13 protein-coding genes and 1 pseudogene are annotated in these 15,463 nt (G+C 56.1%); 2 read left to right on the top strand and 12 right to left on the bottom strand.

The features are described 5' to 3' along the window. The 6 genes and pseudogenes from BJQ17_RS25255 to BJQ17_RS25235 form a co-directional block, all read right to left on the bottom strand. The coding region (locus BJQ17_RS25255) for an NERD domain-containing protein kinase family protein (protein ID WP_175442756.1) at positions 1-3,257 on the bottom strand (3,257 nt) is incomplete at its 3' end. Between the two features lie 730 nt (positions 3,258-3,987). After that, a complete protein-coding gene (locus BJQ17_RS25250; RefSeq protein WP_054894532.1) occupies positions 3,988-4,953 on the bottom strand; it encodes a YeeE/YedE thiosulfate transporter family protein in 966 nt (321 codons plus the stop codon). A gap of 108 nt (positions 4,954-5,061) precedes the next feature. Then, positions 5,062-5,691 carry a CGNR zinc finger domain-containing protein gene (locus tag BJQ17_RS25245; protein WP_054894531.1) on the bottom strand — a complete coding sequence of 210 codons (630 nt, stop codon included), beginning with the start codon at positions 5,689-5,691 and terminating at the stop codon, positions 5,062-5,064. Between the two features lie 210 nt (positions 5,692-5,901). After that, positions 5,902-6,765 carry an alpha/beta fold hydrolase gene (locus BJQ17_RS25240; protein ID WP_224459427.1) on the bottom strand — a complete coding sequence of 288 codons (864 nt, stop codon included), beginning with the start codon at positions 6,763-6,765 and terminating at the stop codon, positions 5,902-5,904. A 72-nt stretch (positions 6,766-6,837) separates the two neighbouring features. After that, a pseudogene (locus BJQ17_RS32285) lies at positions 6,838-7,197 on the bottom strand (nuclear transport factor 2 family protein); the annotation flags it as partial. Between the two features lie 370 nt (positions 7,198-7,567). Beyond that, positions 7,568-8,089, bottom strand: a complete 522-nt coding sequence (locus BJQ17_RS25235; RefSeq protein ID WP_054894530.1) for a YkgB family protein — start codon at positions 8,087-8,089, stop codon at positions 7,568-7,570. A 284-nt stretch (positions 8,090-8,373) separates the two neighbouring features. On the opposite strand from BJQ17_RS25235, the gene BJQ17_RS25230 reads away from it, so the two are divergent. After that, the gene (locus BJQ17_RS25230; protein WP_054894529.1) at positions 8,374-9,213 is read left to right on the top strand and encodes an AraC family transcriptional regulator; all 840 of its coding nucleotides are present in this window, start codon (positions 8,374-8,376) and stop codon (positions 9,211-9,213) included. A gap of 42 nt (positions 9,214-9,255) precedes the next feature. Here BJQ17_RS25230 and BJQ17_RS25225 read toward each other — a convergent pair whose 3' ends face one another. Then, positions 9,256-10,206: an AraC family transcriptional regulator gene (locus BJQ17_RS25225; protein ID WP_070096805.1), complete on the bottom strand. Its 951-nt coding sequence runs from the start codon at positions 10,204-10,206 to the stop codon at positions 9,256-9,258. A gap of 119 nt (positions 10,207-10,325) precedes the next feature. On the opposite strand from BJQ17_RS25225, the gene BJQ17_RS25220 reads away from it, so the two are divergent. Further along, a complete protein-coding gene (locus BJQ17_RS25220; protein ID WP_054894527.1) occupies positions 10,326-10,871 on the top strand; it encodes a carboxymuconolactone decarboxylase family protein in 546 nt (181 codons plus the stop codon). Positions 10,872-11,179: 308 nt separating this feature from the next. On the opposite strand, the gene BJQ17_RS25215 is transcribed toward BJQ17_RS25220, so the two are convergent. The 5 genes from BJQ17_RS25215 to BJQ17_RS25195 form a co-directional block, all read right to left on the bottom strand. Further along, positions 11,180-12,271, bottom strand: coding sequence for an alcohol dehydrogenase (locus BJQ17_RS25215; protein ID WP_082412231.1), 1,092 nt, complete (start codon positions 12,269-12,271; stop codon positions 11,180-11,182). Positions 12,272-12,276: 5 nt separating this feature from the next. Next, complete coding sequence (locus BJQ17_RS25210; RefSeq protein ID WP_054894526.1) at positions 12,277-13,410, bottom strand: FAD-dependent oxidoreductase; 1,134 nt, start codon at positions 13,408-13,410, stop codon at positions 12,277-12,279. Beyond that, entirely contained in the window at positions 13,407-14,075 is a 669-nt protein-coding gene (locus BJQ17_RS25205; RefSeq protein ID WP_054894525.1) for a cupin domain-containing protein, read from the bottom strand. Before BJQ17_RS25205 ends, BJQ17_RS25210 begins: the two co-directional genes overlap by 4 nt. Before the next feature lie 72 nt (positions 14,076-14,147). After that, positions 14,148-14,492: a carboxymuconolactone decarboxylase family protein gene (locus BJQ17_RS25200; RefSeq protein WP_217989952.1), complete on the bottom strand. Its 345-nt coding sequence runs from the start codon at positions 14,490-14,492 to the stop codon at positions 14,148-14,150. A 75-nt stretch (positions 14,493-14,567) separates the two neighbouring features. After that, on the bottom strand, positions 14,568-15,341 hold the full coding sequence (locus tag BJQ17_RS25195; protein ID WP_054894523.1) for an SDR family NAD(P)-dependent oxidoreductase: 774 nt from the start codon (positions 15,339-15,341) through the stop codon (positions 14,568-14,570). Between the last annotated feature and the right edge of the window lie 122 nt (positions 15,342-15,463).

Genomic DNA, 15,463 nt, shown 5'->3' with positions numbered 1-15,463 from the left:
CTAGCAGTGGTACGTTCGTACACTGCAAAGTCCGCATCGGTGGGCTCTTCAGCATACCCCCTTGGTGCCAGTTTGCATTTTTCGTCAAAGTAATCCATCAGATCTGGCAGCACCGACTGCCGGTTCAAAATCCGCTCCATCGCACCACGACGACGCGTCATTGATGTCTTGTTTTGCCGGCTTTGGAGGAACAATTGAGAATCAGCCTGTACGCGTTTCGAACGACTGGAGGCAAGTACGTAGACTGCATCACGCACGCTCATGCCCAGGTTGATCTCACCGATATCAATGTCCTTTTCCCCGTCTCTGAGGATTAGTCGGATGTTGTCTCCCGCCTCAAAACTCTCAAGGGCCTTCGCATCCATGGCGTACGGAATCAAAAGTCCTACGCCATCCTTGTGGAAGTGTGGTTCTTCGGAAACACGGAAAGAGGGCTGGGCCTCAAGTTCAGTAGAGGTGATAGTTTTCCATATCTGACTGACAGGGAAACTTCGCACTTTCACAGCTTCTAGCTGCGCCTCATCTATGGCCAGCCCGTTGTCCTCGTCCTCACCAGTAATCGAGTCCGCAACGCTTTCACCATCCTCAATGGCCGCTTGCTTACGAACTTCAGCGTCATGCACCTGCGCGGCGAGATTTAAAAACGCCTCATCTTTGGCCAGAAGCTTGGTCAGCTCATAGACATTGACGCTGGCACCGCCCGAAACGCTGAACCGTGCTTCTATGTGGTGGTTTGCCTGACGCGCCAGATAGGCGGGAACCCGCATCTCCTGATTGGCCCTGAACGCATTTACAAACTGCTTGGAAGCAGGATTGAACTCCGTCAGTAACTGCCCGCCGACACCTGCGAACGTCACCTCCAAGGCTTTGGTGGGGGCTCTTTGGTCGGGTTTCACGACAACAAATACTTTCCCGTTGTCAGGTAGGATCTCAAATGCATCGCCACTTCTGTTTCTTAGGACGACAGAGACGTTTTCAATGGTTTTCGCAGGCGTGAAAGCAGCTTCCAGAGCATCCTTGAAACGCTCCAGGGAAAGAAAGCCGGACTCCGTATCCATCTCGTGCGCGACGGCCGCCCTCAGGGCGGGAATGTCCTTTTGCGACGGCACGTCCCAGTCCATGTCCAAGAGCTCAAACACCATTCTCATCACAGCAAAGTTGTCTCGCTCTGCTGGGGTGCAGTTTTCGAGTACGGGGCTGTAGAGGGTGTTGATCGGTGACGCGCCTGAAGCCGAAAAATCCGGACAGTCGAGCAAGTAGACCTGGGTATTTTCGGGAGCGGAACCGACATTGACTTTTACGTTGTGTGGATGCAGATCGCCGTGGCTCAATTGCTGGCCATGCAACCCGTCAACTGCTTCGATTAGCCCGTGGGCGACGACGATACGGGTCTCAAGCGGCAACCCCTTCAGCTCATCCCAGTGCTCACCCTCGATATGCTCCTGAGCCAGGAAAGGGTTACCGCTGCGATCGTAACCAAAGTGTTCAATTTTTGGCAGAAAGGCGAAACCGCTGCCTTTCAGCTGTTCCAAAACTTCAAAGAAAGCCATCAACATCGGCCCTTGGCCGTTCTTGGGATCCCGGGCATTGATCGAGGGCCACGATTTCACGACTAGAGCGCCGGATCGATAAATCAATTTCTCTGCCGTGTCGGCGATAGGGTCATCGTCCTCCCGGTAAGCGGAACTCAGCCGTAGATCGGTAGAGAAAACGTCCAGCCGCCGGTTATCAAATTCAAAACTGGCAGAGTTGTCCGGGGTAGACTCGCTCAATGCCTGCTGAAATGCACCGGCATGATCGAACCGCTCCTTTGGATCATTCTGCAATGCTTGCACGAGGACGTTTGCAGGCCACTCTTCTGATGACTCAACCTGAGCTTGAATACTTGCGACGTAGGCGACATCGAGCTTCAGAGGCATTGGCCGGGCCTGAAGCAGATGCCAACCCAACAGCCCGAGCGCGAAGACATCACGACAAAATGGCGTACTGCCTTCCATCGCAGTTTCCTGGTCTTCAGGGAGCGCGATCGCACCAATGCTCAGCAGGGTACGCAAATCGCCGAGAGTACCGACAGGCTGGTAATAGGCACTGATGAAATTGGAAAGAGCGATCGATGACGATGGAGTGAACCACACGCTGTGGTCACCCAAATCACGGTGAGCAATGTTGAATCCATGCAGTCCAGCAAATTGGGCCAGAAGGATTTTAAAAAGCTGGACGCGCTCAAGCGCAGTCATTCGCTCCACAAAGCGGTTGATGAACTCGTTTAGGCGGTAATGCCCGTCCGGCATTTCAAGCAATTCGGCATATTGCTCGGTGACACTGTCGGGGCTGGCATTACGCTTAGGGCGAGCACAGCGATTCATCAATTCCTGATCGCGCAGACGGAGGTAGACCATGACATCCCTCTCGCGCGAGAGGATTCGGTACCGCCCTTCAGCCGTTCGAGCACGGGTGTCATCGAGCTTCGAAAAGTCCCAGAGCCGGACCATCGCACGGTCATCCTTGTTATGGATATTGACCGCGTCGTACTCTCGGTAGACCTCTGTAGGGTGTGTGAACACCGCTTGAGACTGCGCACGGTAGTCGTCGACAACAAGCTCTTTGGGCTTGACCGTGCCCTCATTGATGACGCCATCGAAGAAGCCGAAATGCTCATTCAAGCCGATATTCGAGCGCGCGTTGAATCGGTCTTTAAACCGCTTAGGGTCGGCCATTTCCAGAAAATCGTTCAGCAGCATGACATGCTGCATCTCGACCTCAGGAAGATTTAGGGTGCATTTGCCAGTGAGCACAATGCAGAAGTCGATCCAGGGCTCTTTCCCGTTAGGCAGCCGAGACTTTAGGCCCTTGATTCGTTTTCTCAGCTCAAAGGTTTTCCGACGGGTTTTGTCTACCGGTGAGACTTCTGTTTCCTTACCGTCTTGGTGCCATTTACCGCCGTGGTTGGTGATCTCGCCGCGCCAGTGCTTAAGCTCGACAACAAGAACGATGCTATGAGTGACGATGACAAGATCGAACTCCCCATCTGAGCCCCGCGAGTTCGCAAAACGAAAGCCTGCGTATCCGCGCCAAGGCCATACGCCATGGCCTGCCTCAGGTTTCTTCAATTGTTTCAGTACGTCAAACGAATTCCCTTTCGTGGAGCCTGACCCCGGTTCCGGAGGAAGCTCTTTGGGCCCAAATGCTTTGGCTATCTTGTCGATAGCGTCGATCTCAAAAGAAAGGAGACCTCCTTCCCAATAGCGTACGTCCATGCAATCCCCGAAACGTTTTTATGGTGAAGTCAATCTGCCATACGTTAAGGTAAATGATGCCGTATTGAAATCTAAGATCGGATGATTGGGTGATTTAGGATCCTTTTTTTTGAGATCCGCCCAGCCCACAGTTTTCGCTTTCCAGGACTAACTTTGACTCAACCCGCGCTCAAAGCTCGGCCTCTTGCCATGCCCTAAAATCCCAGCAGTAAGGAAAAGAAATCTTTCCTTTAACCGCTGAAAATACCGATAAGGACAATATTTCTTTACTTACTGCTGTTTGCGGATTGCCGCCTGTCGTCATGGGCTGCAAACGACCCGAAGCGGACAGTCGCAACGTTAAAGTGCGGCGGCATCCCGTTCTTAATCAATCTGAGTGAGTGTGAAGCGAGGTCTTTTTCAGAGGCGCGTCTCTGCCTGCTGGTCGTTGCTCAAACCAGGAAAGAACCGATGTCAAAGGGCACGCGACAGATGCTGGGCAATGGACTCAATGCCACACGGATCTGGTCGTGACGTTGATGAGTACCTGCCAGTCGATGAGGTGCAGGGCCGTTACATTCACTTCGTGGAAGGTAGTCACGCCGGGTTACGCAGAGGAACGACTACATCGTCATCTGCGGCTGATCAGGCAGGCTCTTGGGGCGTTCACCAAGGGCCGCATTCAGCCTGCAATCTGACCGGTTGCGGCTACTGCGATACCGTGCGTTCGCTAGTCGGATTGCACGAGAACTCAGGCTTGTTGACGAGCAACGTGGTGGATATACGTTATGCAAAGCACTGTCAGGGTCATTGCCACATAAGCGACGATCGCGTGTGTTGCCAGTGATGGAGCGCCATAGAACAACATGGACTCATTCCCGCCAGGAATTTTGCAGGCTGCAAATCCCATCGCCGTACCTCCTGCCAGTTTGCGAGAAGCCAGGCGCATTGATAGAGAAGACGCTCTGAATTCGCCACTGTGCCAAGCGGAGAACAAACCTCCGGCGAAAACAGCAAAGGCATAGATGCAGATTGTCGAAATGGGGCTGCCAGCGGATGCCGTTATAGTGCGTGCCGCGAGTCGAACAAGCGCCGCAAGATAAGTCCATTCTCCATTCAACGCGTGCAATGCCCCGCAGCAACCGCCGACGATAATCATCATGGGTAACAGTTCGCCGTTGTTACTGAAGTGCCGGTATTTTGCCGAACGTCGGGGGTGACGGAAAACGTGATGCCTGAGGCCGAAAATCAGGCCAAAGCCGTATAGGCCGGCAGCGAGCGCGAATCCGCTGGGCGATTCAAGGGGTGAAACCGGAGACTGCAGCACTGGCTGTGACCCGTATTGACCCATGATCGATCCGAGAAACATGCCAATCAGCGTACAGCCGTAGTTGATGTCTCCTCTGCACAAGAACGCGACCGTTCCGAGCACGCACGCCTGATTCACCCATGCGCCAATTCCAAACAAGACTGCGCCCGATAGCGTTGCGAGCGTCGTCATATAAGCAGGCGACAGGCTGGTAACACCTGGCATCGACCACGTGATTGATATCAGTGCAATCCCGGAGCAACACATGGCGGTCAGGAAGGCTCGTAGGTGATAACTGTCTTTGTGCTGGACCCACTGATGGACGGCCGCGACCGCACAGATATTGCCGCGCTTTATGGCATATCCCGTGACGAACGCGAGGAAGGCACTGAGGGCAGGTATGAGCATAGGAGGGGCGCTCCATTTTCTGCCTGGTCAAACACGATTGGAGGGGGAACCGCCAAGGCCACTGACGGCTCCCTGATTGTAGTCGCGAAGATGAGGAGTCAATCTCTCTCAGCTACCCGAAACCTTGCTTCGTTCCCGGTGAGCCGCCGCTTTGGCCCGGTTGCCACACACAGCCATGCTGCACCAGCGTCGCTTTTTCCCTCGGGTGTGGTCAATGAACATCAACGTGCAGCCAACCCCCTCACAGCTTTTGATATTCGTGAAGTCTTCTGAGCAAACGAAATCAGCCAGTAATTCCCCAACCGGCAGCAAGAGTGCCTGTGGTGTAGGCCAACGCCTCAGCTGCCGATACTGGAATCGCAAGGGTTCTACCGGATCCGGGACGATAGATGAATACTTGTCGTCTCTCTCCAGCAAATGGTTCAGGGTTGCCAGGTCGCTGAGTGCTTCTGCAACTAGGGGTTTGCCTCTGTATTTAATGACGAACTCGCGAAACCATGCCCTGAGTGCTTGCGCCTGGGACGCGACCATGTCCAGTTCGCCGGGCATGGCTTTGACTTCAATGTTGTGAAGGATCGCTAGATCAACCCATCCTGTTTGTTTCAGCCAGTTGATCCAGCCGGCACCATCGCTGATCCAGTCGATCTCTGTACCGCCAGGACTGGCCACGGAGTTCAAAAAATCTAACGCGGGGGCATCAGCGACAAAAATTGCCGGGCCGTTCTCGGGATGGGTCATGACGATCACTTGGGTCTCTGAGTTGTGAAGTAGAGTAACCACTCAAAATTATTTTGACAAGTTACTAATTCTTGCAGTCTGTCCTGATGCCAGTGCCGGATTTTCGCAGGGCGATTTGAGGTCATTCCTTCCATGAAATGAATCCGCAGAACGAGGCCAATCCTTTGGCCCAGGAGTTCGGCTGACGATCCGGTCTGTTTATGGCGACTGTTATGAATCTCCAGCCAACACTTCAATGATCCGACTGGCGATATGCTGTGCATGTGTTTCCAGCGCAAAGTGCCCAGTGTCCAGCAGTTCTACGATTGCATTGGGATTGTCTTTCTTGAACGCCTCTGCGCCGGGAGGGATAAAGAAAGGGTCATGTTTCCCCCAGATCGCCAGTGTCGGGATTTTCGTGGCGCGCAAAAACGCCTGAAAATCGGGATACAACTTGAGGTTGTTGGCGTAATCGAGAAACAGGTCGAGCTGGATCTCTTTATTGCCGGGACGCTCCAAAAGCATTGCATCCAGCGTATAGGACTCCGGCGCAATGGCGGTTGGGTCGCTCACCCCATGCTCGTACTGCCATTTCGTTCCCGCCAGATGCAGGATTGCATCGGCGATCACTTGCCGGTTGGCTGGCGAAGGCTCGGCCCAATAGGCCCTGATTGGCGCCCATGCATCGCCCAGCCCTTCGAGGTAGGCGTTGCCGTTTTGTGAGATCAGCCCTGTCACTCGCTCTGGATGTTTGACAGCCAGTCTCAGGCCCGTGGGTGCGCCGTAGTCGAATACATACATGGCGTAGCTTTTCAGCCCCACGACGTCGACAAAATCAGCCAGCGTTTTGGCCAGCGCGTCGAACGTGTAGACATACCCACGCTCCGCTGGCACTTCGGTGAAACCGAAACCGGGAAGATCAGGCGCGACAACGTGAAAGTGCTCGCTGAGCAACGGGATCAGCTGGCGAAACTGGTGAGACGAGCTCGGAAAACCATGGAGCAGCAGGAGGGTCGGTAACGAAGGGTCACCTGCTTCACGATAGAAAACACGTACGCCGTCAGCCTCGGCAAATTTCGATTGAGTGGCGGCGATGTTCGAAGCGGGGGCGTGCAGTGCCTCCAGCACCTTTGCCGTGTCGGTGTACATCAAAAAGCTGGTGATTTTGTCACCCTTTACCGTCCACAGGTGGGCAAAGTCCGAGGACATATGTTTGCCGGTTTTCTTGTAGGTTCCGGCATATGTCCCCAGGGAGACGACCCGGGTGTCCTGAACGATGAAGTCGTCGGCGATTGCGGTGAAGTTGTCCCAGTCCGCAGCCAGACGCTTGAGCAGGTTGTCTACAACGGCTTGTGGCCCAACCCAGGTTCCGCTGTAGTAGGGGAATCGTTCGGCCTCAGTCCATTGCACCTGATCATCGAGCAAGGCGATGACGGCGGGAACATCGCCCCGGCCGAGCGCAGCGTAAAAACCGCGCACGACGTCGACCGGGTTGTGGTGCAGGTTTGCTGAATGTTGATCTGACATTTCGTTCTCCAGTGAAAGATGAGCGCGATGCTCAATAATTGAGTGGATCAGAGATGCGTCCGTGCACCGGTGCACGGTTCAGCTATTTGGGAGTCTGTGCAGAAAGGCGGACATAACGGAGGTCTCTTGAGTTGTTGGTAACCTCTACAATCACGATTAAGAGGTTATTCCTCGAAACAGTAACCTGTCAAATGCTTTTTTAGGGGTTATTTATTGTTCCTGAAATTTGGCCCGCCGTCGGCAGATCGTGACTTCCTCGCCATCCACCAATACGTTGCCTTGCCCCCCATAGCGACTGTTTTTGCGTCGGAATAAAAAATGGGCCTTCGACGCATCTGAAGGCCCATTAGCTTGTTGCACTGGCTGACCGTCAGCCCTTGATGCTTTCTCGCTCCAGTGCGGTCAGTGAGGTACCCGCCACGAATATCGACGCGGCCAGAAGCCCCAGATCCTTGAGCAAGAATTGTCCTGGAACCACCGAGATCGCGGGGAAGCCGAGGGTCGGTTCAAATACACCGGGGGTGGTCAGCATGAACGACAGCGTGGTGATGAAGAGGCCCGCGGACAAAACACCTCCCAGCAGAGACAGCTTGGGTGATACAAGACGACCGGCGATGAGCAAGCCTACCGAGACTTCAAGCACGCCCAGGAAATTGGAGAAGCCTTGCATGCTCATGAAGCCATACATCCAGGAAAGCAGTGGGCTGTTGCTGACAAATCCATAAATGCCGTTGGCTTCATACGCAGAAAACTTCATGCCGCCAAACCACAAGTAAATGACGGTCATTGCGAAGTAGAGACTGCCTATGCCGAGTTGGGTAACTTTGTCGCCGAGCCCTTGTTTCAGAAGGCCAGCGGTGGTGTTGCCTTGGTTCACAGTGGAAGTGCTCATGTTGTTTCTCCGGTAACGTCGTCTAAAGGGTTGAGGTTGGCGAGGCGTGATACGTGAGATCGCCATCGACCTTTTTCAGGAGGACGCAAAGTGGGCGACGACGTCTTCAGACGAGGCCAGGGAGTGACTTCCTCCATGGCCAGTTTGACCTGGTGAGACATCCTTCAGTCTCCGGTCGCACCGCGCAGCCCGCGTTGGGTACGGGGCTATACTGCTTCGAGAATTGATCGCTAAGGACGCAAATAGTCAAAGATATGATGCTAATCGTCTAATTCGGTGAATTTATGGATCGATTGTCCACGCTGTTGTCACTGTTCGGGGTACGCGCAAATCTGTTCTATAGCGGAGAGCTCTGTGGCGTAAGTGCGTTCGATGGCAACGATCAGAGAGGGCACATCCATTTGCTGCAGGCAGGTGAGATGAGGCTCGAAATTTCAGGCCAGCCAACGCAGGTGCTGACCGAGCCGAGTCTGATTTTCGTGCCCAGGCCCAGCCGGCACCGGTTGATCAGCGGCGATGCGGGAGTCGCGAATTTGCAGTGTGCGTCCTTGCAATTTGCAGGCGGGGTTAATAATCCCCTGGCAGCCTCCTTGCCGGACCTGATCGTTATGCCCCTGGTTGAACTGCCCATGCTCACCGACACGTTGAATTGGCTGTTCAAGGAGGCAGCAGCCGATCAGTGTGGCCGTCAGGCGGCTCTGGATCGGTTGTTTGAATTGGTGGTGATCCAGTTGTTCCGGCATTTGCTCGATCACCAGCAGCTCAAGTCAGGGTTGATCGCGGGGCTGGCCGATCCTCGTCTGGCTCGGTCGCTGGTGAAGATTCATGAAGACCCGCAGCACCCCTGGTCGATAGCGGAACTGGCTGTGGTGTGCAATATGTCGCGTGCCAGTTACGCCGCTCACTTCAAAAATACCGTGGGCCAGACACCGGCTGAATACCTTTTGAGTTGGCGCATCAGCCTCGCTCAGAAACTGCTGCGCGAAGGTCGCCCCATCGCACTGATTTCCGATCAGGTGGGGTACGAAAGTTCCTCAGCGCTGGCCAGGGCTTTTCGTCGAAGAACGGGGCTCAATCCCCGTGACTGGATGAAATCGGTGAGTGCCGATGGTGTGCCTGCCTGATCAAGCTCCCCACGTATGTTGGCTGGGTGTGCGTGGCCTTGATCAGGCATTGGCCTTGTTCAGCCTGCGCCATTGCGCGGGACTCATTCCGACATATTGTTTAAAGGTCTTTTGAAAAGCGGTGATCGATTGATACCCCACGCGCTCGGCGACCAGTTCCGTCGAGTTTGAAGGGTTTTTAAGCTCGTTGATTGCTCGGGTCATTCGAACGTCTGTCAGCAGATCATTGGTGGTGCAGCCGATGCGCTCCTTGAAATGCCGGGCCAGTGTCGCCCGCGACATGTTGCAAAGCGCGGCCAGGTTTTCCTGTGTCCAGGTATGAGCCGGGTCATGCAGTATCGCGTTCAATGCCGGTGCAAGACGAGGATGGCCCGCCATCGCCAGCAGGCCCGAGGGAGTATTTGCTTCTTCTCCCGCTCGACGCAACGCCAGGGTAAACAACGCCGCAGAGAGTGCACCCAGCATCGCGTGAGCGCCTAGGGTCGGGCTGGCCGATTCATGACGCATCAACCCTACAAGACTCGCCAATTGCCCTGCGGTGGAATGATCGACGGGGAGGGCAGGCGTCGCCCTTACGATCAACCGGGGCGGCAGATACGCACGTAGAAAGCGATCATAAGGCGGTTTCACGATGAAGCGCCCGCAGAGCATTTCCAGCCGTTCTCCGGCCTCGAGGTTTTCACTGATGACGAAGTTCAGCTCCTGCCTGAAAAGTGCCTGCCCTGCCTTTTTTTCACCGCCATCGTGAAGGATATGCGCCGACCCATGGGCGAAAAGGATGATGTCTCCTTCATGGAGTTGCTGCGCCGGGTAATCGCCTTGTGCGTTCACCATCGCAGAGCCGGTCAGGACTATGTGGTAGGGCATCTCGCCCAGAGGTGATGGCTCATAAGTGATCTGCCAGGGCGCACCGTAATAGCATCGTGTGTCCAGTCGGCCGGAAACCGGAATCATCGCCAGCAATTGACTGAGCCAATCCAGAGGGGGATTCATGGAACACTCCTGATTTGAGACGAATGAGGTTGTTTGTGAGTCTTTCCAATCTTATCGGTATCGGATGTATTTCCTAAAGTAGCGTCTCACCCGATACACATCCACCTTGGAGAGACATCATGAGCCGCATTCACACCCCTGCAATCGAAACCGCAACCGGCGCTACCGCTGAACTGTACGGCAACATCAAGAAGGCTGTCGGCATGGTGCCTAACACCTACGCCGCGATCGGTGCCCTGACCCCGGCGGGTCTGGGTGCAATCCTGGGCGCAGACGGTGCACTGGCCGCCGGCACCCTGAGCAAACAGGATCAGGAAGTCATCAAGCTGCTGGTCAGCCATCTGACCGGTTGCGACTACTGCGAAACCGCGCATTTCATGCTCGGCAAAATGACCGGCTTAAGCGTTGAAGTGCTTCAGAATGTGCGTGCTGGCCGTCCGACTGGCGACGTGAAACGCGATGCCCTGATCAGCTTTGTCACCTTGCTGATCAAAACCAGCGGTACCGTGAGCCAACAGGATTTTGCGGCCATCAAGGCTGCGGGTTACACCGACGTGCAGTTGGCGGAAATCAGCCTGGCGATCTCGGTCATCATGTTCACCAACCTGTTCAACCGTGTGAACGACACGACGATCGACTTCCCGGCAATTCCTGCTGCGGTTTGAGTCGTCTCGTCAGGCTTTGGAGGGCAACCTTCAGGTTCGCTCTCTAAAATGAAAACACCAATGGCGCCTGATGGCGCCATTGGTATTTTCGCTGCGCGCATATTGATCCAGCGGATGGTGAGGGCATCTGGAGCGTCCGCTCCTGGCCGTTTTCTGCCTCTCACCACGGGCAGAAAACGGCCAGAAGCGGACGTTCATCAGGCAAACGTGTACTGGCTCGTACGAACCGGGTCGTTGAGCCCTCAACGCAACTGCTCACGAAAGCAGCAAGGAGTCGTGTTGTAGGGCGATGCTGGAACTGGTGTTTGTCATGGGCGCTGTGCGCTCTTGGCTTGAGCCAGCTCAATGCCAGCATCTGAGGTGGATGGGCTGAGGCGTTGCCGGTCGACGGTCAAGACCATGCGGAACTTGACGTCACCTGACTTCATCCGCTGATAAGCCTCATTAGCTTGCTCCAAAGGCATCACCTCAATCTTTGGGCGCACGCCAGCCAGCACACTGAACCCCAGCGTTCTTTCGTTCTCGTAAGGCGTACCAGTGATGGAGCCCAGTACGCTACGCTCTCCTACGACCAGATGGCCGCTGGATACGGGCAGCGGGTCTTTGCCGGCACCCAGGAGTACGAGACGGCCTTGCGGTGTCAGGCCTGGCATTAGCGCGGAGACGGCCGCAGGGACACCGATGGTCGTGACGATGGCATGCGCACCACCCATGGCCTTCAGCTTCTCTGCTGCATCCTCTTCATTGGCGTCGATGTAGATATGGGCACCCAGATCCATCGCGTCCTGCGCGATATCGCTGCCCCGACCAACGCCAATCACGCGAAAGCCCATACGGCGTGCGTACTGCAGAGCCATGTGACCAAGACCACCAATACCGAGAATGGCAACGGTATCGCCGGCCTGTGCTCCGGATTTCTTCAATGCGTTGAACGTGGCAATACCCGCACAGAGAATTGGCGCGGCTTCCTCTGCGTTCAACTCGTCCGGGATCGACACGAGCCCTGAGGCACGGGCAATCATCATTTCGGCATAGCCACCATCGCAGGAGGCACCGACGATGAGCTGGTTCTGGCAGAGCTGGAAAAGCCCTTGGCGACATTGCGTGCACTCATTGCAGTGTCCGCCCAGACGCCCGATGCCAACCCGTTGGCCGACTCGCCAAATCGAGGGAAGGTGCTCACCTAGTGCAGCAATTCGACCAACCACCTCATGGCCGGGCACACGCGGAGGCTGCAGCGTTGGATCTGCCCCGTCGATGTCACTGGCGTCAGCGCCACAAATGCCGCAGGCCTCAATCTCGATCAGTACTTCCCCGATACCGGGCGTTGGCGTTGCACGCTCCACCAGTTCGAGAACCCCTGGACGGCTGACTTGCATGGCGCGGTAGGTGCTTGTCATGGTCATCACTCCTTAAGTGAAATCAGATCCTGCACGCCCAATCGGGCCGCCTCTACGGCACCGGCGAGGTATCCAGGAAACTGAGAGGACCACTCGCTGGCGATGCCCGTCAGGCAACCATGCCAGGGCCCGCAAGAGGCGCTGGTGGCGGGCACGACTGCATGCTGGGCAATCGCATTCACATCGGCGCTGGTGGCCGTGCAAGAGTCCTGAGCCCAGTCTTTTATGAATTCGGCCTTCGGCATCGCCGCTGCGGGACCGAACATCCGGGCCAGTTGTTCTCGGCAAAGCTCTCGCAGCATTTCGTCAGGGATCTTGCCGCGTGTACTCGCTGGCACACTGATGAAGCCGAACAGTGCCGAGCTGCCGCCTGGCATCGAGGCATCATGGATTTCTCCCAGAGGTCCCCGCATGCTGCGGGCCTCACCGGACAGTCCCTGGTCTCGCCAGAACGGTGTCTCGTAGATTGCAATGTACTTGGCGTGAGGAGCCATCCACGTAGCAGTCGTTCGCCACTGCCTGGCAAGTTCCGCAGGCAAGGATGGCTCGAAGTCGACCGTGCTTTCGAGCAGACGTGGCGGGAGCGCCAGGAACACATGTTCGGCACGCCAGGTCGTCACTACGCCGTTTGCGTTTTGGCTTTCGACTTCGACATAGGAGTCATGCTTACGAAGCAGGTGCACGGTCTGGCCGGAGACTATTTTCTGTGGATTCACTCTGCGGAGCAGAGCCTCGACCAGCGCTCCCATACCGCCGACCAGACGCATGGATGGCGGTGAGTTTACGTAACCGCGCGTGCGCACTGCAGGGCCTTCATACGCACGCTCCACTACCATGTCGCCCGCTTCAAATTGCTCGAATCGCTCAATTCCCAACGCGTCGACAAGCTCATCCAGTTCTTGCTGGTAGCCCGGCCAGAACCAGGTAGGCCCAAGATCGAAACGATCAACGATACTGTTCGTTGAAGTGTGCTGGACTACCTGCCCTTGGGCATTGATTGACGCAATGCGTCCGCCAGGCTGATCCCGAGCTTCCAGAACAACGAAATCACCGATGCCTTGCTGCTGCAGCAGATAGGCCGCATACAGCCCACTCAATCCGGCACCAACAATGACAATACGGGTGGTTTGCGTGGTCATGCTTTCACCTCCGGATGAGCCGGGTGGCCGGTTTTCAGGTAAACGGTGGCTCCCTGTTGGCCACCAACGACATCCAAGTGCCGCCCTGCTGGCATTCGTAACCAAGCGCCGCGCTCACAGGACTGTCTGTCCGCCATTACGCTGCCCTCCAGCACCAGTAACTCGAAGCCGTTCAGCAACTCGTCGTAGAGCAACTCGTTCGCTCCCAGGCGTTGCAGGCTCACCTGTTCTGAATCGTCAGCGAACAACGGGCACAACTCACGCGAGCCCTGGCGCTGCCAGTTGGACGGGTCTCGGGTATTGATACGCACGTGGTGCTGCTCGCAGGCAGGCATCTGCTGCAACTTGACGAAGATGGTGGCCCCCTCGGTGCTGGACGGCCGGTGGCTCGAGCCAGGCGGATTGCGTAGATACCAACCCGCAGGATAGTCCCCCACCTCGTCAGAGAAAGTGCCCGACAGCACCAGGATCTCTTCCCCACCAGGGTGCAGATGACTTGGAAAATAAGAGTTCGGGGCATAGCGCACAATGCTAGTGGCACGCGCTCTCTCTGCACCGACACGATCCAGCATCACGCGGTCGACACCTGTCTGGGGCGAAGCAACCCACTGGTATTCGTGTGGAGCCACAACAGCGGGGCGAGTGAAGTCGGCGTTGATCAACATACGGTTTATCCAAACGGGGATGCGAAGACGCCGATCCCCCCTACAGAGGCGATCGGCCCTCGTCGATACGAGTTATTGCCTGGCCGGTAGCTGCTGGTAAGCCTCGACGACACGCGCCGAGTAGGTCAGTGCTGCACCGGCATTCAGCGCAATGGCCACGCCCAGCGCCTCGGTAATTTCCTCGAGGGAAGCACCGTGCTCAACAGCCTTTTGGGTGTGGACGCTAATGCATCCATCGCAGCGAGTGGTGATCGCCACAGCCAATGCGATCAGCTCATGGATCTTCGGATCCAGATGAGCCGTTTTGACGGCCGCATTGTCGATGGTCATCAGGCCTCGCATAACGTCGGGGCTTTGTTTGGCATAGTCGCCTACGCGCACCAGCAGCGATTCGCGGTAGGCATTCCAGTCTTGCATCATGGTTCTTCTCCAAGTAATGGTTGAGGCCGGAAGTGAGGTCACGGCAGGTCGGGTGGAAACTGGGCGCAGGTCTTAGTTGCGACCAGCCATGACACCGCCGTCAACGTCCCAGATGGCACCGGTAACCCAGCTGGCTTGCTCGGAAAGGAGGAAGGCAACTACACCGGCTACATCTTGCGGGGTGCCAACACGGCCAATCGGATGGAAGCTGTTGAAGCCTTGCAGAGCGCTGTGCACCTCGGCCTTCGGAATAAAGCCCTCGTAAATCGGGGTCTGCACAACTGCCGGGGAAACGGCATTCACGCGAATGTTCTTCGAAGCGAGTTCCATCGCCAGATGCTGAGTCAAGGAGTGCAGGCCGGCTTTCGCCATGGAGTAGGCAGAGGACGGGGTGGCGGCGACTGCCTGCTTGGCCCACATCGAGCCGATGTTCACGATGGCGCCTGGGCGGTTTTGCTCAACCAGGTTGGCGGCAACCTTTTGGGTAATGAAGAAGAACGCCTTGTTCAGCTTCATGTACTGGTCGTAGTCCGCATCCTGGTGTTCCAGGAAGGGTTTCGGGAAGAACACACCTGCAGCGTTCACCAGCATGTCGATATCCGAGTGCTGCTCGCTGAGGGTCTTGATCAGTTTGGCCAGGCCTTCGTCGCTCGTCAGATCTGCAATAAGGGCAGTTACGTTGCCCAGAGCGGAGAGGTCTTTACGAGCCTCTTCAGTTTTTTCCGGACGGTTACCGACTATCACTACGCTGCCGCCTTCGGTGAGAAACTGGCGTGCGGTTTCCAGACCCATGCCACTGGTGCCACCGACGACCAGCAGTTTCTTACCGTTGAATTGATTGCTCATTGGGAGACCTCTTTGCACCTGCCCACGACAGGTGTCTGGCTAACGGGGATTGGGACGAGTCACTTGCCAAAGACGCCGTCACCGGCAGGCAGTTCGTACCCTCTAGGGGCCAGTGCAACGTT

It is taken from the genome of Pseudomonas sp. NBRC 111139 (assembly GCF_001753955.1).
GTDB classification, from domain to species: domain Bacteria; phylum Pseudomonadota; class Gammaproteobacteria; order Pseudomonadales; family Pseudomonadaceae; genus Aquipseudomonas; species Aquipseudomonas alloputida.
Note: the sequence above shows the minus strand (reverse complement) of the source record. Positions and strands in the feature narration are given on the sequence as shown.